At 70.3% G+C, this 24,926-nt stretch carries 26 protein-coding genes; 7 read left to right on the top strand and 19 right to left on the bottom strand.

Annotation, left to right across the window (positions count from 1 at the left end):
- The first annotated feature begins 13 nt into the window (after nt 1–13).
- The 4 genes from BM109_RS01775 to BM109_RS01760 all read left to right on the top strand — a co-directional run bounded on the left by BM109_RS01775 (nt 14) and on the right by BM109_RS01760 (nt 4,209).
- The gene (locus tag BM109_RS01775) at nt 14–580 is read left to right on the top strand and encodes a TRAP transporter small permease (protein ID WP_093340051.1); all 567 of its coding nucleotides are present in this window, start codon (nt 14–16) and stop codon (nt 578–580) included.
- Nucleotides 577–1,878, top strand: coding sequence for a TRAP transporter large permease (locus BM109_RS01770; RefSeq protein WP_093340050.1), 1,302 nt, complete (start codon nt 577–579; stop codon nt 1,876–1,878). Before BM109_RS01775 ends, BM109_RS01770 begins: the two co-directional genes overlap by 4 nt.
- A gap of 61 nt (nt 1,879–1,939) precedes the next feature.
- Nucleotides 1,940–2,947, top strand: a complete 1,008-nt coding sequence (locus BM109_RS01765; protein ID WP_093340048.1) for a TRAP transporter substrate-binding protein — start codon at nt 1,940–1,942, stop codon at nt 2,945–2,947.
- A 65-nt stretch (nt 2,948–3,012) separates the two neighbouring features.
- Nucleotides 3,013–4,209 carry a mandelate racemase/muconate lactonizing enzyme family protein gene (locus BM109_RS01760; protein WP_093340046.1) on the top strand — a complete coding sequence of 399 codons (1,197 nt, stop codon included), beginning with the start codon at nt 3,013–3,015 and terminating at the stop codon, nt 4,207–4,209.
- Nucleotides 4,210–4,221: 12 nt separating this feature from the next.
- Here the strand turns inward: BM109_RS01760 and BM109_RS01755 are convergent, their stop codons facing one another.
- Together BM109_RS01755 and BM109_RS01750 are read right to left on the bottom strand one after the other, a co-directional pair.
- Nucleotides 4,222–5,253: an endonuclease/exonuclease/phosphatase family protein gene (locus BM109_RS01755; RefSeq protein WP_093340045.1), complete on the bottom strand. Its 1,032-nt coding sequence runs from the start codon at nt 5,251–5,253 to the stop codon at nt 4,222–4,224.
- An 88-nt stretch (nt 5,254–5,341) separates the two neighbouring features.
- Nucleotides 5,342–7,129 carry a DEAD/DEAH box helicase gene (locus tag BM109_RS01750; RefSeq protein ID WP_093340043.1) on the bottom strand — a complete coding sequence of 596 codons (1,788 nt, stop codon included), beginning with the start codon at nt 7,127–7,129 and terminating at the stop codon, nt 5,342–5,344.
- A 343-nt stretch (nt 7,130–7,472) separates the two neighbouring features.
- Between BM109_RS01750 and ettA the strand changes: the two genes are divergently transcribed.
- A complete protein-coding gene (gene ettA / locus BM109_RS01745) occupies nt 7,473–9,134 on the top strand; it encodes an energy-dependent translational throttle protein EttA (protein WP_093340042.1) in 1,662 nt (553 codons plus the stop codon).
- A gap of 15 nt (nt 9,135–9,149) precedes the next feature.
- On the opposite strand, the gene BM109_RS01740 is transcribed toward ettA, so the two are convergent.
- The 5 genes from BM109_RS01740 to BM109_RS01715 all read right to left on the bottom strand — a co-directional run bounded on the left by BM109_RS01740 (nt 9,150) and on the right by BM109_RS01715 (nt 14,492).
- Nucleotides 9,150–9,620 (bottom strand): carboxymuconolactone decarboxylase family protein, encoded by a 471-nt coding sequence (locus BM109_RS01740; protein ID WP_093340040.1) that lies wholly within the window; start codon nt 9,618–9,620, stop codon nt 9,150–9,152.
- Nucleotides 9,520–10,035, bottom strand: coding sequence for a MerR family transcriptional regulator (locus BM109_RS01735; protein ID WP_093340038.1), 516 nt, complete (start codon nt 10,033–10,035; stop codon nt 9,520–9,522). Before BM109_RS01735 ends, BM109_RS01740 begins: the two co-directional genes overlap by 101 nt.
- Before the next feature lie 69 nt (nt 10,036–10,104).
- On the bottom strand, nt 10,105–11,859 hold the full coding sequence (gene pabB / locus BM109_RS01730) for an aminodeoxychorismate synthase component I (RefSeq protein WP_093340037.1): 1,755 nt from the start codon (nt 11,857–11,859) through the stop codon (nt 10,105–10,107).
- A gap of 47 nt (nt 11,860–11,906) precedes the next feature.
- Nucleotides 11,907–13,439: a TAXI family TRAP transporter solute-binding subunit gene (locus BM109_RS41550; protein WP_256222268.1), complete on the bottom strand. Its 1,533-nt coding sequence runs from the start codon at nt 13,437–13,439 to the stop codon at nt 11,907–11,909.
- Between the two features lie 18 nt (nt 13,440–13,457).
- Nucleotides 13,458–14,492: a P1 family peptidase gene (locus tag BM109_RS01715; RefSeq protein WP_093340035.1), complete on the bottom strand. Its 1,035-nt coding sequence runs from the start codon at nt 14,490–14,492 to the stop codon at nt 13,458–13,460.
- A 47-nt stretch (nt 14,493–14,539) separates the two neighbouring features.
- On the opposite strand from BM109_RS01715, the gene BM109_RS01710 reads away from it, so the two are divergent.
- Nucleotides 14,540–15,841, top strand: a complete 1,302-nt coding sequence (locus BM109_RS01710) for an NAD(P)/FAD-dependent oxidoreductase (protein ID WP_093341207.1) — start codon at nt 14,540–14,542, stop codon at nt 15,839–15,841.
- Between the two features lie 12 nt (nt 15,842–15,853).
- On the opposite strand, the gene BM109_RS01705 is transcribed toward BM109_RS01710, so the two are convergent.
- From BM109_RS01705 to BM109_RS01655, 12 genes are all read right to left on the bottom strand, one after another.
- On the bottom strand, nt 15,854–16,150 hold the full coding sequence (locus BM109_RS01705; RefSeq protein WP_177239218.1) for a type II toxin-antitoxin system RelE/ParE family toxin: 297 nt from the start codon (nt 16,148–16,150) through the stop codon (nt 15,854–15,856).
- 2 nt (nt 16,151–16,152) lie between these two features.
- Nucleotides 16,153–16,395, bottom strand: a complete 243-nt coding sequence (locus BM109_RS41105; RefSeq protein WP_177239217.1) for an addiction module protein — start codon at nt 16,393–16,395, stop codon at nt 16,153–16,155.
- Nucleotides 16,396–16,435: 40 nt separating this feature from the next.
- Nucleotides 16,436–16,726: a copper-binding protein gene (locus BM109_RS01700; RefSeq protein ID WP_093340032.1), complete on the bottom strand. Its 291-nt coding sequence runs from the start codon at nt 16,724–16,726 to the stop codon at nt 16,436–16,438.
- A 35-nt stretch (nt 16,727–16,761) separates the two neighbouring features.
- The gene (locus BM109_RS01695) at nt 16,762–17,211 is read right to left on the bottom strand and encodes a DUF411 domain-containing protein (protein WP_093340031.1); all 450 of its coding nucleotides are present in this window, start codon (nt 17,209–17,211) and stop codon (nt 16,762–16,764) included.
- 19 nt (nt 17,212–17,230) lie between these two features.
- Nucleotides 17,231–17,743, bottom strand: a complete 513-nt coding sequence (locus BM109_RS01690) for a cupredoxin domain-containing protein (protein WP_093340029.1) — start codon at nt 17,741–17,743, stop codon at nt 17,231–17,233.
- Nucleotides 17,744–17,782: 39 nt separating this feature from the next.
- On the bottom strand, nt 17,783–19,168 hold the full coding sequence (locus BM109_RS01685) for a multicopper oxidase family protein (protein WP_093340028.1): 1,386 nt from the start codon (nt 19,166–19,168) through the stop codon (nt 17,783–17,785).
- A 1-nt stretch (nt 19,169) separates the two neighbouring features.
- Nucleotides 19,170–20,651 (bottom strand): TolC family protein, encoded by a 1,482-nt coding sequence (locus BM109_RS01680; protein ID WP_093340027.1) that lies wholly within the window; start codon nt 20,649–20,651, stop codon nt 19,170–19,172.
- Between the two features lie 77 nt (nt 20,652–20,728).
- Nucleotides 20,729–21,154 (bottom strand): hypothetical protein, encoded by a 426-nt coding sequence (locus BM109_RS01675; RefSeq protein ID WP_093340025.1) that lies wholly within the window; start codon nt 21,152–21,154, stop codon nt 20,729–20,731.
- Between the two features lie 26 nt (nt 21,155–21,180).
- Nucleotides 21,181–21,432 carry a hypothetical protein gene (locus BM109_RS01670; protein WP_371268778.1) on the bottom strand — a complete coding sequence of 84 codons (252 nt, stop codon included), beginning with the start codon at nt 21,430–21,432 and terminating at the stop codon, nt 21,181–21,183.
- Nucleotides 21,433–21,458: 26 nt separating this feature from the next.
- Nucleotides 21,459–22,481 (bottom strand): glycerophosphodiester phosphodiesterase, encoded by a 1,023-nt coding sequence (locus BM109_RS01665; RefSeq protein WP_093340022.1) that lies wholly within the window; start codon nt 22,479–22,481, stop codon nt 21,459–21,461.
- Nucleotides 22,478–23,065, bottom strand: a complete 588-nt coding sequence (locus BM109_RS01660; RefSeq protein ID WP_093340021.1) for a DUF1439 domain-containing protein — start codon at nt 23,063–23,065, stop codon at nt 22,478–22,480. The genes BM109_RS01665 and BM109_RS01660 overlap by 4 nt, the downstream gene beginning before the upstream one ends.
- Nucleotides 23,066–23,169: 104 nt before the next feature.
- Nucleotides 23,170–23,856, bottom strand: a complete 687-nt coding sequence (locus BM109_RS01655; protein WP_093340019.1) for a GntR family transcriptional regulator — start codon at nt 23,854–23,856, stop codon at nt 23,170–23,172.
- 89 nt (nt 23,857–23,945) lie between these two features.
- Here BM109_RS01655 and BM109_RS01650 point away from each other — a divergent pair, with 89 nt between their 5' ends.
- Nucleotides 23,946–24,899 (top strand): tripartite tricarboxylate transporter substrate-binding protein, encoded by a 954-nt coding sequence (locus BM109_RS01650; protein ID WP_143129053.1) that lies wholly within the window; start codon nt 23,946–23,948, stop codon nt 24,897–24,899.
- Nucleotides 24,900–24,926: the final 27 nt, after the last annotated feature.

Genomic DNA, 24,926 nt, shown 5'->3' with positions numbered 1-24,926 from the left:
CAGGAGACATCGAATGAAGAGGTTGATCGACGGATTCTTCCGGGTGCTGGAATTCCTCGTGGTCGCATGCATGGTGGCGATGGTCGTCATGGTGTTCGGCAACGTGGTGCTGCGCTATGGCTTCAACTCGGGCATCACGGTGTCCGACGAGATGTCGCGCTACTGCTTCATCTGGCTCACCTACATCGGCGCCATGGTCGCGATGCGCGACGGCGCGCACCTCGGCGTCGACACGCTGATCCGCCGCCTGCCGCGGCTGGGCAAGACCATCTGCTTCGTGCTCAACCAGCTGCTCATGCTGTTCTGCAACGTGCTGTTCTTCATGGGCACCTTCGAGATGCACGAGCTGCAGCGCACCAACGTCTCGCCGGTGGTCGGCATCTCGATGATCTGGGTCTACGGCATCGGCTACGTGGTGTCGGTGGTGATGGGCGTCATCAACCTCAACAAGCTGTGGCGCCTGGCCACCGGCCGCGTCTCCGACGAGGAACTGGTGCAGGTGATGGAGTCGGAGGACGTGGCGCACGAGCCCGCCGCCGCCACCGCTCCCGCTCCGGGCACCGCGGGAGGTGCGCGATGACGGTCACGGTCTTCATCGTCTCGCTGCTCGCCGCCATGGCGATCGGCATGCCGATCGCCTATGCGCTGCTGGTCTGCGGCGTCTCGCTCATGGGCTGGCTGGCCTACACCGGCGGCCTGCCGGCCTTCGACAGCCAGATCATCGCGCAGCGCTTCGTCGACGGCGCCGACAACTTCCCGCTGCTGGCCGTGCCCTTCTTCCTGCTGGCCGGCGAGTTCATGACGGCGGGTGGACTGAGCCGGCGCATCGTCGACATGGCGATGGCCTGGGTCGGCCATTTCCGCGGCGGCCTGGGCTACGTGGCGGTGGTGGCCGCGATCATCATGGCCTCGATCTCGGGCTCGGCGGTGGCCGACACGGCGGCGCTCGCGGCGCTGCTGATCCCGATGATGAACCGCGCGGGCTACGACACCAACCGCTCGGCCGGCCTGATCGCCGCGGGCGGCATCATCGCGCCGGTGATCCCGCCGTCGATCGGCTTCATCGTGTTCGGCGTGGCGGGCAACGTCTCGATCACCAAGCTCTTTCTCGCCGGCATCGTGCCGGGCATCCTGATGGGCGCGGCCATCGGCATCGCCTGGTGGATCGTGGCGCGCCGCGACAAGGTGCAGGCCGCGCCGCGCGTGCCCTTCGGCGAGCGGCTGGCGATCACCGCGCGCGGCAGCCTCGCGCTCGCGCTGCCGGTGGTGATCATCGGCGGCATGAAGTTCGGCATCTTCACGCCGACCGAGGCGGCCGTGGTGGCGGCCGTGTATTCCTTCGTGGTCGGCATGTTCGTCTACCGCGAGCTCAAGCCCTCGATGCTCTACCGCCTCACGCTGGCGGCCGGCAAGACCACCGCGGTCGTGATGTTCCTGGTGGCCGCGGCCATGGTCAGCGCCTGGCTCATCACGGTGGCCGACATCCCGGGCGAGGTCACGCGGATGCTCGAGCCCTTCATGGGCAACAAGACGCTGCTGATGCTGATGATGATGGTGCTCATCGTCATCGTGGGCACCGCGCTCGACTTCACGCCCACGGTGCTGATCCTCACGCCGGTGCTGATGCCGGTGGTGCTCAAGGCCGGCATCGACCCGGTGTACTTCGGCGTGCTGTTCATCATGAACAACGCCATCGGCCTGATCACGCCCCCGGTGGGCACCGTGCTCAACGTGGTGTGCGGCGTGGCGCGCATCACCATGGACGATGCCTTCAAGGGCGTGATGCCCTTCCTGATCGCGCAGCTCATCGTGCTGTTCGCGCTGGTGTTCTTCCCGCAGATCGTCACCGTGCCGCTGTCGTGGTGGCTGGCGCGCTGAGGGCGTTCCGCAGAGTTTCCCGTCCGTTCGTTCATCACCCAAGAAGTAGGAGACACAGACCATGATCCAGCGCAGAACCCTCATGGCGGCAGCGACCGCCGCGGCCCTGATGGCGGCCACGCCGGCCTTCGCCCAGTTCGCCGAACGCACCATCAAGTTCACCAACGGCGTGAACGAGGACCACCCGGTGGGCCTGGGCGTGAAGAAGATGCAGGAGGTGCTGGCCGCCAAGACCGGCGGCAAGATGAAGATCGTCGCTTTCTGGGGCGGCGCGGCCGGCGGCGACCTGCCGGCCACGCAGGCGCTGCGCGCGGGCACGCAGGAGATGGTGTGCACTTCGTCCTCGCCGCTGGTGGGCATCGTGAAGGAACTCGGCGTGTTCGACCTGCCGTTCCTGTTCAACAACGAGAAGGAGGCCGACGCGGTGCTCGACGGCCCGGCCGGCGAGTACTTCAACAAGAAGCTCGAGGCCGCGGGGCTGGTGAATCTGGCCTACTGGGAGAACGGCTTCCGCAACCTCACCAACAGCAAGCGGCCGGTGGCCAAGGTCGAGGACCTCGAGGGCATCAAGGTGCGCGTGATGCAGAACAACATCTTCCTCGACTCGTTCAAGACGCTGGGCACCAACGCCGTGCCGATGGCCTTCGGCGAGATCTTCACCGCGCTCGAGACGCGCACCATCGACGGCCAGGAGAATCCCTTCGTGACCATCGAGACCTCGAAGTTCAGCGAGGTGCAGAAGTACCTGAGCGTGACGCGCCATGCCTACACGCCGTTCCTCGTGCTTTACAGCAAGAAGCTCTGGGACCAGCTCAAGCCCGAGGAGCAGGCGGTGCTGCGCGAGGCCGCGGTCGAGGGCCAGAAGGTGGAGCGCGCCGCCAACCGCGCGCTCAACGAGAAGTCGCTCGCGAGCCTCAAGAAGACGATGACGGTCAACGAGGTCTCGCCGGCCGAGCAGAAGCGCATGCTCGACAAGGTGAAGCCGGTGTACGACAAGAACGTGCCGGCCATCGGCCCCGAGGCCGTCAACGTGGTGATGGACGCGCTGAAGAAGGCGCGCGGCGGGTGAGCCTTCCGCGGGCCGGCGGCGCTCGAGAGCGCGCCGGCCATTCAGTCACCGCATCCCGGACCGCCATGAAGATCACGCAGCTCGAAACCATCCGCCTCGGCGAATTCCCCAACATCCTCTGGGTGCGCCTGCACACCGACGAAGGCCTGGTCGGCCTCGGCGAGACCTTCATGGGCGCCGAGGCGGTCGAGGCCTACCTGCACGAGTGGGGCGCCCACAAGCTGCTGGGCACCGACCCGCTGGCGATCGAGGCGCGCAACCGCGACCTCACGGGCTACCTGGGCTGGCGTGGGTCGGGCGTGGAGACGCGCGGCAACTCGGCCGTGGACATCGCGCTGTGGGACCTGTTCGGCAAGGCCGCCAACATGCCGGTGCACACCGCGCTCGGCGGCAAGAGCCGCGACGCGATCCGCATCTACAACACCTGCGCGGGCTACCAGTACATTCGCAGCGCCGCCAACCAGACCAGCTCCAACTGGGGCATCGGCAACGCGGCCGGGCCCTACGAGGACCTGCAGGGCTTCCTGCACCATGCCGACGAGCTGGCCGAGTCGCTGCTGTCGGAGGGCATCACGGCGATGAAGATCTGGCCCTTCGATCCGGCGGCCGAGCGCAGCCACGGCCAGTACATCAGCAACGCCGACCTCGACGCGGCGCTCGAGCCCTTCCGCAAGATCCGCGGCGCGGTCGGCAAGCGCATGGACATCATGGTCGAGTTCCACAGCCTCTGGCGGCTGCCGATGGCGCAGAAGATCGCGCGCGCGCTGCAGGAGTTCGACACCTTCTGGCACGAGGACGCGATCCGCATGGACAGCCTCGACCTGCTCAGGCAGTACGCGGTCGACTGCAAGGCGCTGGTCTGCGCCAGCGAGACGCTGAGCTACAAGTGGGGCTTCAAGGACTACCTGCAGACCGGCGTGGCCGGCGTCGCGATGCTCGACCTGAGCTGGTGCGGCGGCCTCACCGAGGCGCGCAAGATCGCGGCCATGGCCGATGCCTGGCAGCTGCCGGTGGCGCCGCACGACTGCACCGGCCCGGTGGTCTGGGCCGCGTCGACGCACCTGAGCCTGCATGCGCCCAATGCGCTGATCCAGGAGAGCGTGCGCGCCTTCTTCACGGGCTGGTACCAGGGCCTGGTGACCGAGCTGCCGAAGGTCGAGAACGGCATGATCAGCCTCAACGACAAGCCGGGGCTGGGGCTCGAGCTGCTGCCCGACCTGCACAAGCGCGCCGATGCGATGGTGCGGATCTCGAAGGCCTGAGCGGGCGCGTCGTCAGTCGGTGCGCAGCCGCAGCAGCGCGCGCACGAAGCCGTGGTCCGAGCGCGAGCGGTCGCGCCCCTCGTGCAGGTGGTCGTTGAAGTAGTCCACGCGCCGCACGTCGCCCAGGCTGTGGCGGCTGCCCGCGATGAACTCCTCGCTCACCAGGATCTGGTCGAGCACCTCCGGGTAGCCCTGGTGCACGTGCGAATAGGCCACGTCCTTCTTGAGCGCGGCCTCGCCCTGCATCTCGTAGGCATTGAACAGCGCCACGTCGCGCGCCGCCTTGTCGTAGGCCACCTCGGAGGTGGCCGCCACGAGCTGCGTGGTCACGCTGTGCGGGTTGTCGTTGAAGTCGCCCATCACCACCAGCGGCACGTTGGTGCCCTGCAGCAGGTCGATCACGATGCAGCGCAGGGCCGCGGCCTCGGCGCCGCGCATCAGCAGCGAGCGCAGCGAGGCCATCGCGCCCACCTTGCGGTCGTCGCGGTCCTCGAGGTGGTTGCCCTGCGCGTCCTGCAGGAACTTGGGCCGCTTCGACTTCAGGTGCACCGTCAGCACATGCACGGCCTGGCCGTGCTTCATGCGCAGCGTGGCCAGCAGCGGCGGGCGTTCGAAGCGGGTGTGCGGCCCGAGGCCGGGCACCTCGACGCCGAAGCCCGGCGGGAAATCGACGAAGGACTGGATGCGGTCGACCTTGAGCCGCGTGGCGATGCCCACGCGCGGCGTGCCCTGCGCGCCGGGGCGCGGCGGCAGGCCGGGTTGCGCGGGCGCGTTCTCGGCGCCGGGCACGGCCACGAAGTCGTAGCGCAGGCCGCTGCGTTGGAGGGCGGCCTTCAGCGCCGCCTCGTCCCAGACCTCCTGCACCGCGAGCACGTCGGCATTGAGCGCATGGAAGCGCTCGCCGAGCCAGTCGATCTTGCGTTCGTACTCGCGCTCGTTGTAGGCGTCCTGGTTCTCGTAGTACACGCGGTGCGGGTTCGCGAGATTGAGCAGGTTGCAGGTGGCCACGAAGAGGGTGGCGAAGTTCGGCGGGATGTACTGCATGGCGACGATTGTGTCCGGAAGGTGTTCCGGCGCCATGCAGACATGAAAAAGGGCGCCGAAGCGCCCTCTGTTCTGTCTGCGTCGTGCCTCAGCGGCCGAACGAACGACCACCGCCGCCGCCCGAGCGGCCACCGCCGCCGCCGTAGCCGCCGCCACCCGAACGGCCACCGCCGCCCGAACGGTTGCCGCCGCCGTAGCCACCGCCACCCGAGCGGCCGCCGCGTCCGCGGCCGCCACCCATGTGGTCGACGCTGGTGCGCAACGGATCGGGCTGGCCGGCCGCGCCGGTGATCGCCTCGGCGCGCAGGTGCGCGACCTGGTTGGCCTGGGTCGGGCTGTGGCTGTTGCCGTGATGGCGCGGCTGGCGCTCGTCGTGCGGCTGATGGTTCTGCTGCGGGTGCGCCGCCGCATGGTGATGCGGACGCGGCTGGCCCTGCGGTGCGCGGCCTTGCGGCGCGCGATTGCCCGGTCCCTGGCCCTGGCCGCGCGGGGCCTGCTGGCCACCGCCGCCATTGGCGCTGCGGCCCTGGCCGGCGCCGTTGCCGCCACCGCCGCGGCGCTGGCCACTGCCACCACCGCCACCCTGGCTGGCCTTGTTGTCGCGGATGCGCTGCATCATCTCGCCGCGCGCCGCCTTGGCGGCCGCCTGCATGACTTCACGGCTCGGCGGACGGCCGGCGCCGCCCCAGATGGTCTGGCGGCCCATGGCGATCGGCTCGGCACGTTCGCCTTCCTCGGGGCCGAAGCCCTCGATGACCTGCACGGGGATCGTCTGCTTGGTGAAGCGCTCGATCTCCTGCATGAAGCCTTCCTCGTCGAGGCAGACGAAGCTCACGGCCTCGCCGCTCGAACCCGCGCGGCCGGTGCGGCCGATGCGGTGCACGTAGTCTTCGCTGACGTTCGGGATCTCGTAGTTCACGACGTGCGGCAGCTCGTCGATGTCGATGCCGCGGGCCGCGATGTCGGTGGCCACCAGGGCACGGATGTCGCCGCTCTTGAAGCCGGCCAGCGCCTGGGTGCGCGCGCTCTGGCTCTTGTTGCCGTGCAGCGCCATCGCCTCGATGCCGTTCTTGGTGAGGAATTCGGCCACGCTGTTGGCGCCGAACTTGGTGCGGGTGAACACCAGCACCTGGCTCCACTGGTGCTCGTTGATGATGTGCGCGAGCAGCGCCTTCTTCTTGCCGCGGCCCACGGGGTGGACCACCTGCGTGATGCGCTGCACCGTGGTGTTGCGCGGCGTGACCTGGATGCTCTGCGGGTTGCGCAGCAGGCCGTTGGCCAGTTCGCGGATCTCGTCGCTGAAGGTGGCCGAGAACAGCAGGCTCTGCTTCTGGGCCGGCATCAGCGCCAGCACCTTCTTCACGTCGTGGATGAAGCCCATGTCGAGCATGCGGTCGGCTTCGTCGAGCACCAGGATCTGCACGGTCGACAGGTCGAGCATGCCCTGCTGCTGCAGGTCGAGCAGGCGGCCGGGGGTGGCCACCAGGATGTCGACGCCGCGCTTGAGGCGGTCGATCTGCGGGTTCATGCCCACGCCGCCGAAGATCACGGTCGAGCCGAGCTGCAGGTACTTGCCGTAGTCGCGCACCGATTCCTCGACCTGCGCCGCGAGTTCGCGGGTGGGCGTGAGCACCAGGGCGCGGATGCCGATGCCGCCGAACTTGTTGGTGGCGCTGCGGCTCATGGTGAGCTTGTGCAGCATCGGCAGGGTGAAGGCGGCGGTCTTGCCGGTGCCGGTCTGGGCGCCGCCGAGAAGGTCGTGGCCCTCGAGGACGGCCGGAATGGCCTGGGCCTGGATCGGGGTGGGGGTCTCGTAGCCCTGCTCGTGCACGGCCTTCAAGATGGCCGGAGCCAACTTCAGTTCATCAAAAGTCATTGTGTGAAACAACAAGCGCCATACACGGCGCGGTGACATCGGCCCGCTCGGCGTCTTTCGTTCTTGTGACGCGAGCCAGTCAAGGCTGATGAAGGTCAGGAGTGGGAGCCCGAAAAACCGACTTGCGGAAGGGTTTTCTTCGTCCCCGGCAGAGAGCCGGTGTGCGGGCAACTGGACCCGGCACGGTGGCGATTGTCGCATGAGTCGATAATCACTGCTTTTCGCGCTCCGTTTCCGCGATTCCGCGCGCCGGGCCTGCCGCCGTCTTCCAGGGGCTTCCTCCAGGGGATTTCGGCTTTTTCCGGCTTTCGCCACCTCAGCAATCAGCAGTCCTACACAGAAGATGGCCCAGTACGTCTACACCATGAACAGAGTCTCCAAGACCGTGCCGCCCAAGCGGCAGATCTTGAAAGACATCTCGTTGTCCTTCTTTCCCGGCGCCAAGATCGGCGTGCTCGGCCTGAACGGTTCGGGCAAGTCCTCGCTGCTCAAGATCATGGCCGGCGTCGACAAGGAGATCGAGGGCGAAGCCATTCCGATGGCCGGCCTGTCGATCGGCTACCTCGAGCAGGAGCCCAAGCTCAATCCCGAGCACACGGTGCGCAACGCGATCGACGAGGCCATGGGCGAGGTCAACGCCGCCAAGGCGCGCCTCGAGGAGATCTATGCCGCCTACGCCGAGGAAGGCGCCGACTTCGACGCGCTGGCGGCCGAGCAGGGCGAACTCGAGGCGGTGATTTCCGCCGCCGGCACCGATTCCGAGCACCAGATCGAGATCGCGGCCGACGCGCTGCGCCTGCCGCCGTGGGACGCCAAGATCGGCCTGCTGTCGGGCGGCGAGAAGCGCCGCGTGGCGCTGTGCAAGCTGCTGCTGTCCAAGCCCGACATGCTGCTGCTCGACGAACCCACCAACCACCTGGACGCCGAATCGGTGGAGTGGCTCGAAGTGTTCCTGCAGCGCTTCACGGGCACCGTGGTGGCCATCACCCATGACCGCTACTTCCTCGACAACGCCGCCGAGTGGATCCTCGAACTGGACCGCGGCCGCGGCATCCCGTGGAAGGGCAACTACAGCACCTGGCTCGAGCAGAAGGGCGAACGCCTGGCGCAGGAGCAGAAGAGCGAGGAAGCCCACGCCAAGGCCCTGAAGAAGGAACTGGAATGGTCGCGCCAGAACCCGAAGGCCCGCCAGGCCAAGAGCAAGTCGCGCCTGGCCCGCTTCGAGGAGCTGAGCGACGTCGAATACCAGAAGCGCAACGAAACGCAGGAAATCTTCATTCCGGTGGCCGAGCGCCTGGGCAGCCAGGTGATCGAGTTCAAGGACGTGAGCAAGAGCTTCGGCGACCGCCTGCTGATCGACAAGCTGAACTTCAACATTCCCGCGGGTGCCATCGTCGGCATCATCGGCCCGAACGGCGCCGGCAAGTCCACGCTGTTCAAGCTGATCGCCGGCAAGGAACAGCCCGACAGCGGCGAGGTGGTGGTCGGCCAGACCGTCAAGATGGCCTTCGTCGACCAGCACCGCGACGAACTGGCCAACAACAAGACCGTGTGGGAAGACATCTCGAACGGCCTGGACATCATCAACGTCGGCAAGTTCCAGATGGCCAGCCGTGCCTACGCGGGCCGCTTCAACTTCAACGGCCAGGACCAGCAGAAGAAGGTCGGCAACCTGTCGGGCGGCGAACGCGGCCGGCTGCACCTGGCCAAGACGCTGATCCAGGGCGGCAACGTGCTGCTGCTGGACGAACCCTCGAACGACCTGGACGTGGAAACGCTGCGCGCGCTCGAGGACGCGCTGCTCGAGTACGCGGGCACCGTGCTGGTGATCAGCCATGACCGCTGGTTCCTCGACCGCATCGCGACCCACATCCTGGCCGCCGAAGGCGATTCGCAATGGGTGTTCTTCGACGGCAACTACCAGGAGTACGAAGCCGACAAGAAGAAGCGCCTGGGCGAAGAGGGCGCCAAGCCCAAGCGCGTGCGCTTCAAGGCCCTCAAGTAAGGCCCGCGTCGGTTCTCAGGCCGGCTCGACCAGGGCGCGCGGTTCCGCAAGGGGCCGCGCGCTTTTTTCATCGCCGGCCGCGAACACCTCGCGGGCGGCGCTCAGGCCGTTGAGCGCGGCGGGGAAGCCCGCGTAGACCGCCATCTGCATGATCACCTCGATCACTTCCTCGCGCGTCACGCCGACGTTGAGCGCGCCCTGGATGTGCACCTTGAGCTGCGGCGCGGCATTGCCCATGGCGGTGAGCGCGGCCACCACCGCGATCTCGCGCGAGCGCAGGTCGAGGCCGGGGCGCGAATAGACGTCGCCGAACGGGAACTCGATCAGCAGGCGCGCGAAGTCGGGTGCGATGTCGGCCAGGCCTTCGACGACCTTGATGCCGCCTTCACCGTCGATCTGCTGCAGTTTCGCGAGGCCGCGCGCGTAGCGCTCGCTGGGCGCGTGGCTGGTCGTCGTCGGTTGGGGTTGGTGTTGCTGCTGCTGCATGTTTCTTCCTCTTCGTTGAAGCCGGGGCGATGCCCGATGAAGAGGGACGCCGGGCCTCGATCCCGCGGTAGTGCTCGATCTTGTGCGCCAGCGCCTGCATCGATTGCTGCAGCGCCTCCACCTTCGAGCGAACCTCGGCGAGATGCGATTCGAGCATCGCGCGGCGTTCGCCGATGCTCGCGTCCCCCTGACTGCGAAGCCCGGCGAAGGCCTGCATGCCCTGGATGGGCATGCCGGTCTCGCGCAGGCGCAACAGGAAAGCAAGCCATTCCATGTCGGCTGCGGCATAGCGGCGCTGGCCGCCCGGTGCGCGCGACACGGCGGCTATCAGGCCGATGCGTTCGTAGTAGCGCAGCGTGTGGGCCGTGAGGCCGGTGCGCCGTGCCACTTCCGCGATGCTCAGGTTGCTTTCCATGGGGGAATTCTCGAAGTTGGAGCGCGCTCTAAGTCAAGCGCTTTTCGCATCTTCCTCCGATGCGGCGATTCAGGGGACGAGTTCCGCCTCGATCCAGCCGCGCAGGCTGTTGACGAAGGCCAGCGCGGTCACGCGCGAGAGCTGGTCGCGCCGCACCGTCTGCTCGACCAGCGAGCCCTCGGCCAGCCGTTGCGCGCGCCCGATGCCGGGCAGCAGGCCGCAGCGCAGCGGCGGCGTGACCCAGCGCCCGTCGTCCAGGTGCAGCGCGATGTTGCCGCGCGTGCATTCGGTGAGTTCGCCCTCGGGGTTCCACAGCAGCGTGTCGAAGGCATCGGGCAGGGTCGGCGCGAACGCCTCGTAGTGCGCGCGGCGCGTGGTCTTGAAGCGCGTGAACTCGCTGTGCGCCTCGTCGAAGGGGCGGTCGGCCAGCTGCAGCTTCACGCGGTGGGGCGCAGCGCCCATTTCATGCGCTTCGGCGCGTGGCAGGCCCCGTGCATCGAGCAGCAGGCGCACGCGCCAGGTGCCTTCGGCATGCGCATCGCGCAGCGACTGCAGCGCCGCCTCGACGCGCGCGGCATCCCAGGCGAAGCCGAAGTGCGCCGCCGCGCCGGCCATGCGTTCGATGTGCAGCGGCGCATCGCGCAGCATGCCGTCGACCAGCGCCAGCGTTTCGAGCAGTTCGAAGCCGGGCGCCTCGGCAACGGCGGCCGCGCCCAGGAAGGCCCGCTTGTGGCCCCACTCGGCCCATTCGGCGTCGGCCGTGGCATCGGCCGTGATGCCGCTGCCGATGCCGCAGCGTGCCTGGCCGCCGCGCAGCGTCACGGTGCGGATCGGCACGTTGAAGGTCGCATGCCCACCGGGCCGCAGCACGCCGACCGCGCCGCAGTACACGCCGCGCGGCGCCTGCTCGAGCTCGTGGATCAGCCGCATCGCCGCCACCTTGGGCGCGCCCGTGACCGAGCCGCAGGGGAACAGCGCGTCGAACACGTCGACCAGCGAGGTGCCGGGGCGCACCGCCGCCTCCACGTCCGAGGTCATCTGCCACACGGTGGGCAACGCCTCGGTGTGGAACAGCCGCGGCACGCGCACCGAGAACGGTTGCGCGATGCGCGACAGGTCGTTGCGCAGCAGGTCCACGATCATCACGTTCTCGGCCCGCTCCTTCGGCACGCTGCGCAGCCGATGCGCCTGGGCCTGGTCCTCCGCCGGTGTCGCGCCGCGCGGCGCGGTGCCCTTCATCGGGCGCGCGAGGATGCGCTCGCCGTGCCAGTCGAAGAACAGCTCGGGCGACAGCGACAGCACCTGCTCCTCGCCGCTGTCGATGAAGGCCGCGTAGCCCGCGGGCTGGTTGCGGCGCAGCGCGGCGAACAGGGCCAGCGGGTCGCCGGCGTATTCGCCGAGCAGCGGCGCCGTGTGGTTGATCTGGTAGAGGCCACCGGCGGCGATCGCCGCGTGGATGACTTGCATCTGCCGGTCGAAGTCGATGCGCGAGAGGCTGTCGCGCCAGGCGATCGGCGGGCTGGAGGGAGAGGGCGGGGCTTGCTCGGGCCAGGGCAGGGCCTGGTCGTGCACGCCGAACCAGGCCAGCGGCCCGTCGTCGCCCGCATGCGTCTCGAACGCGGCATCGAAGGCCGCGGCCGCCTCGTAGCGCAGGTAGCCCACGCACCAGTGGCCCGCGCGCGCCAGCGCCTCGGCCTGCGCGAGCACGGGCCGCACCTCGGCCAGGTTGCGCGCCACGAGCGTGCGGGAAGGAGCGCCGAACGCCAGGCGCAGCCGTTGCGCGCCATCGGTGCGCGGGTCGGCGAAGTCGATCAGGGTGGACACGATGGAGTCTGTGGAGAAGGCACGGGCGCCAACGCGCCGCGCGCCGGTCAGCGCGGTGCGGAAGGCGAAGGCGAGAGCGGTGGCGACGGTGGCATCGCGGGCCCGGCCGGCGCACCGGCGCCGCGCGCCAGCGCCCGCTTGCGCACCGCATAGATGTTGTTGCGCAGCGCATAGAGCTCGTCGGCGTACGACAGCGGCACCGCCACGCGGTTCACCACGCGGTCGAGCTCGTCGAGTTCCTTCGTGAGTTCGGCCGGATCGCCGCGCTGGCCGTCGACCTTGCCCTCGATGTCGCGCAGCCGCGCATACCAGCGGAACACGCGGCGGCGCACGCGGAACTGGTAGAGCGGCGGCACCACGCGGCTCAGCGGCAGCATCAGCACCAGCAGGCCGCCGAGCACCAGCCACATGCGCTCGATCAGGTTGCTGGCCCAGAACGGCAGGTAGCGCTGCCAGAACGGCGGCGTGCCGTTGATGGCGCGGTCGCCCTCGGGGCTCACGGGCAGTTCGCTGGTGCGCGTGTTCGGGAAGTCGCGCGGCCGGTTGAACCAGCCGGCACCGCCATGCAGGTGCTGCGCGGCCTGCGCGAACAGCTGGCGCAGCGCGGGATGGGTGTCCTCGCGCGACAGCAGCGAGGTGGTGGCCGCGAGCAGCGACACGTCGCCGGCCGGCAGGTCCTTCGAGAGGTCGACCACGCCGCGCGGCAGGGTCACGGCAGAAAGGAAGGGGAAGCGCCGCGTGTACGCGTCGGCCTGCACGAAATCCATGAGCCGGATGTCGTTGGCGCGCAGCAGCCGCTGCACCTGCGGCGATTGCGGCGCCGACGACAGCACGATCGCGTCGAGCAGCCCGGCCTGCAGCGCCTCGGCGGCCGCGGCCTGCTCGAGGTTCGACAGCAGCAGCGCATCGGGCGCGAGCCGGTTGGCCTCGAGCAGCCGGCCCATGAGCTCGGGCAGGCCGCTGCCGGGCATGTCGACGTTGACGCGCAGGCCGCGCAGTTGGGTCAGCGAGGTCAGCGGGATCGGTGCGGGGGGCGTGACGGGTTGCGCCGCCGGCGGTGCGGCCTTCTTGCGCTCGGCACCATGGCGGCCCTTCGCGGCTGCCTTGGCCGCCTTCTTCGCCTTCTCGGCCTCCGCCGCCTGCTGCGCGATCACGCTGTCGGGCGCGCGCGTGATCGCGTCGGGCCGGTAGAACAGCCAGATCGGCTCGAAGAACAGGCTGCCGAGCGAACTGAGCCCGGCCTCCTCGTCGGCCACCGGGTCGGCGCTGCCGCCGCGCACGAAGCCCACGTCGGCCTCGCCCTTGCGCAGCAGCTCGAGGTTCTCCGACGAGCCCGAGGTCGGCTTGAGCGTGACCTCGATGCCGCTGAGCTTCAGCGACTCGGCATAGCGCTTGCCGAACTGCGCATAGGCGCTGCCCGTGGGACCGGTGGCCAGCGTCACCTGCTTGGGCGGCTGCGGCTGCAGCCACCAGTAGGCGGCGATCAACAGGCCGATCACGAGGAACAGGATCGGGCCGGCGGAGGCGATCAGGTCGCGGATCGACAGCAGGATCAGCTTGAGGGTTCTCGGGAAGGCCATGGTGTCTCGCTCGTGGGGTCAGCGCGGCGCGGTGCCGAGCTCGGCGGCCGAGGGGATGTGCAGCTCGCCGACCGTCACCGAGCGCGCCGCCAGCACCGCGCGCAGGGTGGCGCGCGCGGTGACCTCGGCCGCCATGGCGCTGAGCACCGTCATGCCCGGGCCGTCGGCCGCCAGCGGCACGCGGCCGGTGGCGAGCGCGAACAGGGTGTCGCCGTCGCTCATGGTGTGCACGGGATTGATGGCGCGCGCCAGGCCGTCGTGCGCCACGGTCGCGAGCCGGTTGGCCTGCACCTTGGTCAGCACCGCGTCGGTGGCGATCACGCCGATGGTGGTGTTGGTGCCGGCCAAGAGCGGCTTGGGCAGCTCGCCGCGCAGCAGGGCGCGGCGCGTGTCGAGCAGCGCGCGGCCGTCCTCGGTGCGCGCGCCGGCCACGGGCAGCGCGGTGTAGTGATCGATCACGTCGCCGAGCGAATTGACCGCGATCAGCGCGCCGACCGTGACGCCGCCGACCGTGACCGAGGCGGTGCCGATGCCGCCCTTCATCGCGCGCTGCACGCCGAACAGCTTGCCCACCAGCGCGCCGGTGCCGGCGCCCACGTTGCCCTCGGCCGGCGCCTCGCGGCCCGCGGCCTCGCAGGCGGCATAGCCGGCCGCGGCATCGGGCCGGATGCGGGCATCGCCCATCGGCAGGTCGAACAGCACCGCGGCGGGCACGATCGGCAAGGTGCCGAAGCGCACGTCCATGCCCACGCCGCGCTCCTCGAGCCAGCGCATCGCGCCCTCGGCCGCGGCCAGGCCCCAGGCGCTGCCGCCCGCGAGCATCACGGCGTGCACCTGCTGCACCAGGTTGCCGGGCGCGAGCAGGTCGGTCTCGCGCGTGCCGGGCGCGGCGCCGCGCACGTCGACGCCGGCCACCGCGCCTTCGCGCGTGATGATCACGGTGCAGCCGGTGGGCCGGCGGGTGTCGGAGAAATGGCCGACCTCGATGCCGGCGACGTCGGTGATGGCACCGTCGGAAGAGGAGGGGGAAGCGTGGGAAGGCGTGGCGGACATGGCGGCCGATTATGGAACCATGCCGCGTGGCCCCTACGATGGGCGCCATGACAGTTGAAAGAAGTGGTTTCCAGTCCGGCGCGCGGCGTCATGCGGTGGTGATCGGCGCGGGCGCCGTCGGCAGCGCCACCGCCATCGAGGCCTTGCGCGCGGGCCTGCGCGTCACCGTGGTCGAGCCGGGCGAGCCCGGCGCGCCGCAGGCCACCAGCTACGGCAACGCGGGCTGGCTCTCCTCGCATTCGGTGGTGCCGCCCGCGCTGCCCGGTGCCTGGCGCAAGGTGCCGGGCTGGCTGGCCGATCCGCTCGGCCCGCTGGCGGTGCGCTGGCCCTACCTGCCGCGCGCGCTGCCCTGGCTGCTGCGCTACCTGGCCTCGGGCGCCACCGAGGCGCGCGTGCAGCGCATCGCCGACGCGCTGCGCACGCTGCTGGTGGATGCACCCGCGCTGCATGCGCGGCTGGCGGCCGAGGCCGGCGTGCCGCAACTGATCGAGCAGCGCGGCCTGCTGCATGCCTACCGCTCGCGCGCCGAGTTCGAGGGCGATGCGCTGGCCTGGCGCGTGCGCGCGCGCACCGGCGTGCAATGGAGCGAATGGAATGCCGGCGAGCTGCGCCGGCAGGAGCCCGACCTCGACGCGCGCTACACGCTCGGCATCCACGTCGGCGAGGCCGGCCACTGCCGCGACCCGGGCGCCTACGTGGCGGCGCTGGCCGCGCATGCGCGTGCGCTCGGCGCCGAACGCGTGGCCGCGCGCGCCACCGGTTTCCGCATCGAGGGCGGGCGACTGCGCGCGGTGCGCACCGAGGTCGGCGAGATCGCCTGCGACACCGCCGCGGTCTGCGCCGGCGCGCGCTCGGGTGCCCTGGCCGCCGCGGCCGGTTCGCCGGTGCCGCTGGAATCGGAGCGCGGCTACCACGTCGTGCTGCCGAAGGCGGCCGTGGGCCCGCGCACGCCGGTGATGGTGGCCGACGGCAAGCTCATCGCGCATTGGATGAACGGCGGCCTGCGCGCCGCCGGCCAGGTCGAGATCGCGGGGCTCGAGGCCGCGCCCGACTGGCGCCGCGCCGAGATCCTGCACGAGCACCTGCGCTCGATGTTTCCCGCGCTGGCCGACGCGCCACCCGAAGGGGCCGAGGTGCAGCGCTGGCTCGGCCATCGCCCGAGCCTGCCCGATGGCCTGCCCTGCATCGGTCCCGCCGCGGGCAGCGCCGACGTGGTGCTGGCCTTCGGCCATGGGCACGTGGGGCTGTGCGGCTCGGCACGCACCGGGCGGCTGGCGGCGCAGGCGATGGCGGGGCTGGCGCCGGAGATCGCGCTGGCGCCGTTCGATCCGAGGCGCTTCGGGGCGTAGCGTGGCTCGCCGTCAGGCGGCCGAAGAGGGCCAGCCCGCGGGGTCGCGGCGCTGATGCATGCAGCTCAGCACCACCACGCGATCGAATTCGACGAGATAGAAGACGGAATAGGGGAAGCGCCGCAGGTGGGCCCTGCGAACGTCTTCCCAGACCAGCGGCGCGCCTTCGGGCTGTCGCGCGATCCGGTGCACCACGGCCTCGACGCTGCGCGCGAACTCCGCACCCAGGCCGGCGCGCTGCATGTCGTACCAGCCCTGCGCGTCCTGCACCTGACGCAGCGCGCTTTCCCGAAAAACGATGTCCAGCAAGGTCAGAGCTTCAGCGATGCCTTGACCTGATCCCAGGGCACAACGGCCTGCGGGTCGGCACGATGCTCGGCGCGGCGGCGTGCGACCTCTTCCTGTTCGCGTGCGCTCAGCCTTTGCGATTCGGCATCGCGCGCCACGCTGTCCCACAGTTCTTCGGCCAGCTCGATGCGTTCCGCCATGCTCAGCGAAGAAAGAGCCTGCTGCAGATCGGAGCTTCCCAATTCGATCTCCCGAAAGTGGATCAACGCATCATTCTAGGCAGGCGTGCCCAAAGCCCTAAGGCCCTCAGTTCGCAGGTGCGATCGACAGCACCGTGAGCGCCCCATCGACCTTGTCGGCCGTGAACTGCACCTTGTCGCCAGGCTTGACCTGCGTGAGCAGCGCCGGGTCCTTCACGCGGAAGACCATGGTCATGCCGGTCATCTCGAGGTTGGGGATGTCGCCGTGGCGCAAGGTGATCTTGTTCGCCTCGGTGTCGATCTTGCGGACCTCGCCCTCGACGGGCGGCAGGGCCGTCTGCGCGAAGGCGACGGCGGCGAACAGGAGGGCGCCGAGGGCGGCGAGCGATTTCTTCATGGTGATCGGTCTTTCTTGCAGGGGGATCGGAGGATTCATCGATAGCTCTGGAACACGCGCGTGCCGCCATCGGCCAGCACCAGCAGCACGTCGTAGGGATCGCGCTGGTCGCCATAGGCCGGGTCGTCCATGCCCGGCGAGCCGACCGGCATGCCGGGCACGGCGAGGCCCACGGCCTTGGGCTTCTCCTTGAGCAGGCGCTGGATCTCGCGCGCGGGCACGTGGCCCTCGATGGCGTAGCCGCCGACCTGGCCCGTGTGGCACGAGCCCAGCTTCTCGGGCAGGCCCAGGCGCTTGCGCGCGGCCGCGTTGCCTTCGTCGTGCACGCGCGTGGCGAAGCCGTTCCTGTTGAGGTGCTTGACCCAGTCCTGGCAGCAGCCGCAGTTCGGGTCCTTCCAGATCTCGACCATCGGTGCCGCGGCGCGCGCGGTGAAGGGCAGGGCGGCGGTGGAGGCCAGGGCCAGCATCAGTCGTCTTCTTTGCATGGGAGTTCCTTTCGGGATTTCAGGATTTGCCGGCGGCGGGCAGCACGCGGACGCGGCCAGCCATGCCGAGTTCGTAGTGGTCCTTCACCAGGCAGGCGAAGTCGAAGTCGCCGGCGCGGTTGAAGGTCCAGACCAGCTCGCCGGTCCGGCCCGGCAGCACGTGCGCCATCCAGGGCTCGTCGTGCTCCATGCCCGGGAATTTCTTCATCATGGCCGCGTGGGCCTCGATCTCGGCCGTGGTGCCGAGCACGAGTTCGTGCAGGTCACGGCCCTTGTTCTTCAAGCGCAGGCGCAGCGTGTCGCCTTCGCGCACCTCGATCACCGAGGGCGTGAACGTCATGTCGTCGGCCATCGCGATGTCGATGGTGCGCTTCACGGCACCGGGCTTGCCGACGATGCCCCAGGGCTTCTGCTCGGGTGCGAGTTCGGCCGCGCCCTTGGGCTTGGCGACGTGGTTCTCGTGCGCCAGCGAGGCGGTGGCGAAGGCCGCGAGCGCGAGGCCGGCGGCGGCGAGCTTGAGTGTCTTGTTCATGGATGGAACTCCGAAAAAATCGAAAGAGGATGAGCGAACTCAGTGCTGGTGCGCGCCGTGGCCCAAGGGCTTGCGCACGCTGGCATCGGGTTCGGCGGCCGATGGGGCCGTTGCCTTCGCGCGCGGGGCCGGCGGCACGTTGGCGTTCGGCACTTCGCGCGCGACCGTGCCCGGCGGATGCTTGAACCAGCCCGGGTCGCGGTAGTCGCCGGGCTTCTGGTCGCGCCGCACCTTGAGCAGCGTGAACATGCCGCCCATCTCGGCCGAACCGAAGGGGCCGGTGCCGGTCATCATCGGCACCGTGTTGTCGGGAATGGGCATCTCCATCTCGCCCATGTCGGCCATGCCCTTGTCGCCCATCACCATGTAGTCGGGCACCAGCTTGCGGATCTTCTCGGCCACGCCCTTGTGGTCCACGCCGATCATGGTCGGCACCTCGTGGCCCATCGGCCCCATGGTGTGGTGCGCCTTGTGGCAGTGCAGCGCCCAGTCGCCTTCCTCGTCGGCGATGAACTCCATCTGCCGCATCTGGCCCACCGCCACGTCGACCGACACCTCGGGCCAGCGCGCGGTGCGCGGCACGGGGCCGCCGTCGGTGCCGGTCACCTCGAACTCGTGGCCGTGGATGTGGACCGGGTGGTTGGTCATCGTGAGGTTGCCCACTCGGATGCGCACGCGGTCGCCGCGGCGCACGTTGAGCGTGTCGATGGCCGGGAACACGCGGCTGTTGAAGCTCCAGAGGTTGAAGTCGGTCATGGTGCTGACCTTGGGCGTGGCGCTGCCGGGCTCCACGTCGAAGCTGCCGAGCAGGAAGCAGAAGTCGCGATCGACCTTCTCGATCAGCGGGTGATCGGCCTTCGGGTGCGTGACCCAGAAGCCCATCATCCCCATCGCCATCTGCACCATCTCGTCGGCATGCGGGTGGTACATGAAGGTGCCGGGGCGGCGCGCCGTGAACTCGTAGACGAAGGTCTTGCCCGGCGGGATCTGCGGCTGCGTGATGCCGCCCACGCCGTCCATGCCGTTGGGCAGGCGCTGGCCGTGCCAGTGCACGGTGGTGTGCTCGGGCAGCCGGTTGGTCACGAAGATGCGCAGCCGGTCGCCCTCGACCACCTCGATGGTCGGTCCCGGCGACTGGCCGTTGTAGCCCCACATGTTGACCTTGAAGCCCGGCGCCATCTCGCGCACCACCGGCTCGGCGACCAGGTGGAATTCCTTGACGCCGGCGTTCATGCGCCAGGGCAGGGTCCAGCCGTTGAGCGTGACGACGGGGTTGTAGGGCCGGCCGTTCGGCGGCACCAGCGGTGCGGCCGTGGCGGTGGAGCTCTGCGAGACGGGCTCGGGCAGCGCGGCCATCGAGACGCGGCTGACGGTGGTGGCGGCCACGGCCGTGGCGGCGCCCGCGAAGAAATTGCGGCGGTTCATCTCAATGTCCTCCCGCCGCGGGGGCGTCGCTGGCGGCCGCGGTCTGCAGCGCCGTCATGCCGCCGGGCGAACTGCCCGTGAGCACCAGTTGCAGGTCGGTGTCGGCCAGCCAGAAGTCGCGCTGCGCCTCGATGCCGGCGTTCACCGCGAGCATGCTCGCGCGCGTCTCGGCGAGCAGCTCCCACACGCTCGCGAGCATGCCGTTGTAGCGCAGCACCATCTCCTCGTTGACCTTCCTGCGCAGCGGCAGCACCTCGTCGCGGTAGCGCCGCGCCAGGCCATAGGCGGTGTTCCAGCCGCGCCAGGCCTCGCGCGCCTCGCTCGTGGCCAGCACGCCCACGTCGCGCACGCGCGCGGCCGACTGCATGTACTGCGCCTCGGCGCGGCCGGTGCGTGCCTGGCCCCAGTCGAACAGCGGCAGCGGCAGGTCGAGCTCGAAGCCGCGCTGCGTGGCGCGCGAACGGTCGGCATCGTTCTCGAAGGTGGTGTTGCGCACCACGCCGAGCTCCATCGCATTGATGACGCGCGTGGCGTGCACGAGGCCCAGCGAATCGGCCACGGCCGTGTTCTGCGCCTGCGCCGAGCGCACGTCGAGCCGGTCGCGCAGCGCGCGCGCCTGCACGTCGCCGAGCTCGGGCGCGGCCTGGGGCAGTGGCGGCAGGCGGTCGGGCAGGGTGTAGGCGGTGCGTTCGCCCGCCAGGCCCAGCAGCCGCGTGAGCTGTTCGCGCGAGGCCACGGCGGCCTGCTCGGCACGCGCGAGCTGCGCCGCGGCATCGGCCAGCAGCAGCTGTTCGCGCGTGCGCTGCAGCGCGCTCCAGTTGCCGACCTGGGCCATGCGGTGCGCGAGCTCGGCGCCGGCCTCGGCCGCCTCCCTGGCATCGCGCAGGTAGACCACGCTCTGCTGCGCCGCCACCGCGCGCACCCAGGCGCGGCGCGTGTCGGCGGCCAGCAGCAGCACGCTCTGCGCGGCCTGCAGCTTGGCGGCCTCGTGGCGCTGGCCGGCCCAGCGCGCCTGCCACGGCAGCGTGACCAGGCCGATCACGTTGAAGCTCAGCATGCGCTCGAGTCCGCGCTCGCGGCCCTGCGCCAGCCGGCTGAACGAGAGCACCGGGTTCGGCAGGCTCGCGGCCTGCACGCGGTCGGCGTCGCTCAGCTGCAGGGTGGCGAAGGCGTCCTGCACGCGCGGGCCGTTGACCAGCGCGATGCGCACGGCGCCCTCGGCGTCGAGCGGCCTGGCGAGCAGCGCATCGACGCTTTTGCGCGAAGCCTCGTCGGGCATGCGCTGGGCCGGCTGGCCCGCCATCAGGGGATTGCCCGCGACCAGGGCCTGCACGTCGGCGGTGCCGCCGTCGGGCGAGAGGCTGGCGCAGCCGGCCAGAAACAGGGCACTGGCGAATACGAGGGCGCGCCGGGGCAGCGCGTCAGTTGTTCGACAGCGAAAGGGAAAGGGGCCGGCCAGGTGCCGGCGAACGATAGGGTTCACGCTCGATCTCCATGAGCAATACGATCGACGCCGCGAGCCGGCAAGGGCTCACCGCGGACGGACTACGGGCAGGGAGATCAGGAAATGGGCGGCTTCAAGCCCAGGAAGGGCTCGGTGCTCGCGAAGCGAGCCGCCGGGGCCGCGGGCGCGGCCTGGGGGGCGTCGTGCGCGATGCCCCTGAGTTCGGTGCCGCCGAGTGCCACCGAGTGGCAGACCTGGCAGGCGGTGCAGGTGCCGCAGCCCTGGTGGCTGGCGTGGTCGCTGTCGCTGCCGTCGCCGTGGGTGTCGGCCATCGCGTGGTCGGCGTGCGAGGCGTTGTCCATGGCCGTCATGGCCATGTCGCCGGCCTCGTGGCAGTGCGCTTCGGTGGCCGCCTGTGCCACGCCGGCGACGGCCTCGGCCGCGGGCATCGAATGCCGCACCATCTCGATCGCCATCGCGTCGCCGAGCCAGCCGCGAACCGGCAGCAGGGCGATCATGAGGGCGAGGAACAGGGTGCGCATGGAGGGCCGATGATAAACCGCGTGCCTCAGCCGCCGAGCTGCGCGCGGGCCTTGTCCACCCACAACGACAGGTTGTCGAGCAAATCTTTCTGGCTGAACGAGCAGCTTTCCTCACTGAACAGCGCGCTCGATTCGAGCCGGTCGAGCAGGTTCAGCAGCACCTCGCCATAGCGCGGCGGCAGGGCGGCCAGCAGCGCGGCGCTGCCGCGTGCCTGGTCCGACAGCAGGCCGGCGGGGCCGCCGCCCTGGCGGCGCAGCGCGTCGATGTGCCCGGCGATGGTGTCGAGCTGTTGCAGCGCGGCGCTCACGAGGCGCTCCTTCCCGAGGGCGGCAGCGGCAGCCCGCGTTCGCGCACCAGGTCGCGCAGCACGTCGGGGTAGTCGGTGATGATGCCGTCCACGCCCAGGTCCATCAGCCGGATCATGTCGGCGCGCTGGTTCACGGTCCAGGGCAGCACCTTCATGCCGAGGCCCTGCGCTTCCTTCACCTGCGCCGCGTCGAGGTCGGCGAAGGCCGGCGACCAGACGAGCGGACCGCCACTGGTGCCGGCCGCGGCCTTCACGAGCTGCGGCGTGGAGCCGAAGCCCGCGGCATCGAGCCCGGCGGTCCAGCGCTTGTCCTTCAGCGTGCGCGGCGTGCTCAGGTAGGCGCGCGACATCGCGGGCGCCCATTGGCCCACCAGCGCCAGCGTGCGCCAGTCGAAGCTCTGCACGGTCACGCGCTCGGCCATCTGCGCCTTGTCGATGACCGCGAGCAGCGCGCGCACCATGGGCTCGGGCGCGGCCGTCTCGTCAGGCCGAGTCGGGTCGATCTTGGTCTCGATGTTGAAGCGCACGGTGGCCGCGGCCGGGCCGCGCGCGCGCACCAGGTCGAACACCGCCTCGAGCGTCGGGATGCGTTCGCCGTCGCGCGGCAGCTGCAGCGCGAACTGGCGGCCATAGCTGCTCGAGGGATTGAGCCGGCCCACGTCGTAGCCCTGCAGCTGCGCCAGCGTGAGCGAGCGGATCGTGGGCCCGCTGCGGCCGTTCGCGGGCGCGAGCCACTGGCCGGCGGCGTCGCGCGTGTGGTCGGGGTTGAGGGCCGTGTCGTGCGACACCACCACCACGCCGTCGGCGCTCAGGCCGATGTCGAGCTCGAGCGTGGTCACGCCGAGGTCGATGGCGTTGGAGAAGGCCGCCAGCGTGTTCTCGGGCGCGAGGCCGCGGCCGCCGCGGTGGGCCTCGAGGTCGAAGCGCGTGCGCGGCGTGGGCGCGAAGCCGGTGCAGCCCGCGGCGAGCGCGGCCGTGGCGCCCAGGGCGAGCAGGAGCGTGCGTCTGCGATGTGTCATTTGAGTTGCACCTTGATGCCGTCGGCGAGCACCGTGATGTCGCCGATCTCGTAGGTCTTGCGCCCGACGGTGAGTTCCTCGGGCTTGAAGGTGCGCAGCGGCTGGCCCTGCAGCAGTTCCTGCGCCACCAGCGCGCCCACGCGCTGCAGCCGCTCGCCATCGCGCCCGCCCAGGCCCTGCAGCTCGATGCGCTCGGCCTTGGGCTGGTCGAGCCGCAGCGCGCGCGTGGCGGCGTCGTACTTGAGCGCGCTGCTGACCGCCACCGTGCCCTGCACCGGCGCGCCGCCGAGCAGCGGGCTCGCGATGGTCAGCGTGGCGGTGATCGCGGCGCGGTTGGTGCCCGCGTCCAGGCCCAGCTGCGGATCGCGCAGCCCGACCGTGAACAGCTCGGCATAGCGCTCGGCCACCGGGAAGCGGCGCGCGATCTGCGCCTGCAGCTCGTCGCGGCTCGCGGTGTATTCGCTGGTGAAGAAGTTGAAGCCCGCGAAGGCGGCGAACGGCGCCTGGAGCGCGCAGGCGCCGAGCAGGGCGCCCAGCGCGCGGCGGCGGGTCAGACGGGTCGGGCGGATCGGGGAGGAGGGCATGGAGCAGCGGCTTTGCATGGCGGTGGGAGCTTGCCACAGGCGCGCGAGTTCGCGCCCGATTGGTTGCAGGACGTCACCGGCAACGCTGGCCGGACAGGGCCCGTTCAAGCGTGCAACAGGTCTTGCGGCAACCCGCTCACGAACTCCGCGAAGTCGCTGCCGCCGATCGAGATGTGGACCAGCATCGCCGCCTGCGCCTCGGCCGGATCGCTGCGCAGCAGCGCCTCGGTGATGGCCGCGTGCTCGCGCGCCGAGCGCTGCATGCGGCCCGGCGAATCGAAGCGGTTGGCGGTGTAGGCGGCGCAGCGGGTGCGCAGCGCGCGGATCTGGTCGACCAGCGTCTCGTTGCGGCAGGCCGCGTAGATCAGGTCGTGGAAATGGTCGTTGGCATCGCGGTAGGCCAGCGCGTCGTCGCGCGCCGAGGCCTCGGCGCAGGCGGCCAGCGCCTCTTCCAGCGCCTTCTTCTCGGTCGGGCGCATGCGCTTGGCGGCGAACTTGGCGGCCGCGCCCTCGAGCTCGCCGAGCAGTTCCAGCAGCTCGCGCAGCAGCTGGATCGACAGCCGCGGCACCGAGGCGCCGCTGCGCGGTTCCATCACCACGAAGCCCTGGGCCGCCAGCTGGAGGATGGCCTCGCGGATCGGGGTGCGCGAGACCTCGAAACGCTCGCTGAGTCCGCGCTCGTCGATGGGCTGGCCAGGCTGCAGCAGGCCGCTGGCCAGGCTTTCGATGATCGACAGGCGGATCGATTCGGCCAGCGTCGGGCTGGCAACGGGGCTTCTACCGGGTTGCATACGGATGTGATCTGAAAATATACTGAACTCGTTTATAAATATTTAAACGGAGACGCGTGGTGTTTTCAAGACTGCTTTGGAAGGTCGTGGTGGCCGGTTCTGCATTTCTGCTGGGTGCGCCCGGATTTTTGCATGCGCAGGAAAGCTGGTCGCCGACCCGCCCGCTGCGGCTGGTGCTCGGCTACACGCCCGGCGGCGCGGCCGACGCGGTGGCGCGCGACCTCGCGCCGGTGATGGAGAAGGCGCTGGGCCAGCCGGTGGTGGTGGACTACAGGCCCGGCGCCGGCGGCGCGATCGGCGCCGAGGCCGTCAAGACCGCCGCGCCCGACGGCTACACCCTGGGCCTGATCGACGGCGCGCCGCTGACCATCATCCCGAACGCGCGCAAGGTGCCCTACGACCCGCGCAGCGACTTCAGCTACCTGGGCGTGGTCTCGAAGTCGCCGCTGGTGGTGCTGGTGAATCCCTCGGTGCCCGCGCGCACCCTGCCCGAACTGCTGGCGCTGGCACGCGCGCAGCCGGGGCAGCTGGCCTATTCCAGCTCGGGCAACGGCACCATCCACCACCTGGCGGGCGAGCTGCTCAAGGCCGCGAGCCACAGCGACCTGATGCACGTGCCCTACAAGGGCGCGGCACCGGCCATGAACGACCTGATGGGCGGCGCGGTCGCGGTCTCGTTCGCCACCATCGCGCCCGCCGTGCCGGTGGTGCAGGGCGGCCGGGCACGCGCCATCGCCGTGACCTCGGCGCGCGAGGTGCCGGCGCTGCCGGGCGTGAAGACCGTGGCGGCGCAGGGCCTGCCCGGCTACGACGCGCAGGGCTGGTTCGTGCTGGCCGCGCCCAAGGGCCTGCCGGCGCCCGTGGTGCGACGGCTCAACGCGGCGCTCAACGCCGCCCTGCAGACGCCCGCGGTGCGCGAACGTCTCCTGGCCACGGGCAGCGACATCGAGGCCGGCCCGCCCGAGGCGGCCGCCGAGCTGGTCGCGACCGACTTCCGCAAGTGGGGCCAGGTGATCCGCGAGCAGCAACTCCGTTTCGATTGACCCGCCCCTTTTCCTTTTTTCTCTTCC

The organism is Variovorax sp. PDC80 (assembly GCF_900115375.1).
Classification (GTDB): domain Bacteria; phylum Pseudomonadota; class Gammaproteobacteria; order Burkholderiales; family Burkholderiaceae_C; genus Variovorax.
Note: the sequence above shows the minus strand (reverse complement) of the source record. Positions and strands in the feature narration are given on the sequence as shown.

What these genes read in the sequence shown, in the direction of transcription:
- BM109_RS01775 (WP_093340051.1), top strand. Translation starts at nt 14, where the DNA reads ATGAAGAGGTTGATCGACGGATTCTTCCGGGTGCTGGAATTCCTCGTG.
- BM109_RS01770 (WP_093340050.1), top strand. Translation starts at nt 577, where the DNA reads ATGACGGTCACGGTCTTCATCGTCTCGCTGCTCGCCGCCATGGCGATC.
- BM109_RS01765 (WP_093340048.1), top strand. Translation starts at nt 1,940, where the DNA reads ATGATCCAGCGCAGAACCCTCATGGCGGCAGCGACCGCCGCGGCCCTG.
- BM109_RS01760 (WP_093340046.1), top strand. Translation starts at nt 3,013, where the DNA reads ATGAAGATCACGCAGCTCGAAACCATCCGCCTCGGCGAATTCCCCAAC.
- BM109_RS01755 (WP_093340045.1), bottom strand. Translation starts at nt 5,253, where the DNA reads ATGCAGTACATCCCGCCGAACTTCGCCACCCTCTTCGTGGCCACCTGC.
- BM109_RS01750 (WP_093340043.1), bottom strand. Translation starts at nt 7,129, where the DNA reads ATGACTTTTGATGAACTGAAGTTGGCTCCGGCCATCTTGAAGGCCGTG.
- ettA (WP_093340042.1), top strand. Translation starts at nt 7,473, where the DNA reads ATGGCCCAGTACGTCTACACCATGAACAGAGTCTCCAAGACCGTGCCG.
- BM109_RS01740 (WP_093340040.1), bottom strand. Translation starts at nt 9,620, where the DNA reads ATGCAGCAGCAGCAACACCAACCCCAACCGACGACGACCAGCCACGCG.
- BM109_RS01735 (WP_093340038.1), bottom strand. Translation starts at nt 10,035, where the DNA reads ATGGAAAGCAACCTGAGCATCGCGGAAGTGGCACGGCGCACCGGCCTC.
- BM109_RS41550 (WP_256222268.1), bottom strand. Translation starts at nt 13,439, where the DNA reads ATGGCCTTCCCGAGAACCCTCAAGCTGATCCTGCTGTCGATCCGCGAC.
- BM109_RS01715 (WP_093340035.1), bottom strand. Translation starts at nt 14,492, where the DNA reads ATGTCCGCCACGCCTTCCCACGCTTCCCCCTCCTCTTCCGACGGTGCC.
- BM109_RS01710 (WP_093341207.1), top strand. Translation starts at nt 14,540, where the DNA reads ATGACAGTTGAAAGAAGTGGTTTCCAGTCCGGCGCGCGGCGTCATGCG.
- BM109_RS01700 (WP_093340032.1), bottom strand. Translation starts at nt 16,726, where the DNA reads ATGAAGAAATCGCTCGCCGCCCTCGGCGCCCTCCTGTTCGCCGCCGTC.
- BM109_RS01695 (WP_093340031.1), bottom strand. Translation starts at nt 17,211, where the DNA reads ATGCAAAGAAGACGACTGATGCTGGCCCTGGCCTCCACCGCCGCCCTG.
- BM109_RS01690 (WP_093340029.1), bottom strand. Translation starts at nt 17,743, where the DNA reads ATGAACAAGACACTCAAGCTCGCCGCCGCCGGCCTCGCGCTCGCGGCC.
- BM109_RS01685 (WP_093340028.1), bottom strand. Translation starts at nt 19,168, where the DNA reads ATGAACCGCCGCAATTTCTTCGCGGGCGCCGCCACGGCCGTGGCCGCC.
- BM109_RS01675 (WP_093340025.1), bottom strand. Translation starts at nt 21,154, where the DNA reads ATGCGCACCCTGTTCCTCGCCCTCATGATCGCCCTGCTGCCGGTTCGC.
- BM109_RS01665 (WP_093340022.1), bottom strand. Translation starts at nt 22,481, where the DNA reads ATGACACATCGCAGACGCACGCTCCTGCTCGCCCTGGGCGCCACGGCC.
- BM109_RS01660 (WP_093340021.1), bottom strand. Translation starts at nt 23,065, where the DNA reads ATGCCCTCCTCCCCGATCCGCCCGACCCGTCTGACCCGCCGCCGCGCG.
- BM109_RS01655 (WP_093340019.1), bottom strand. Translation starts at nt 23,856, where the DNA reads ATGCAACCCGGTAGAAGCCCCGTTGCCAGCCCGACGCTGGCCGAATCG.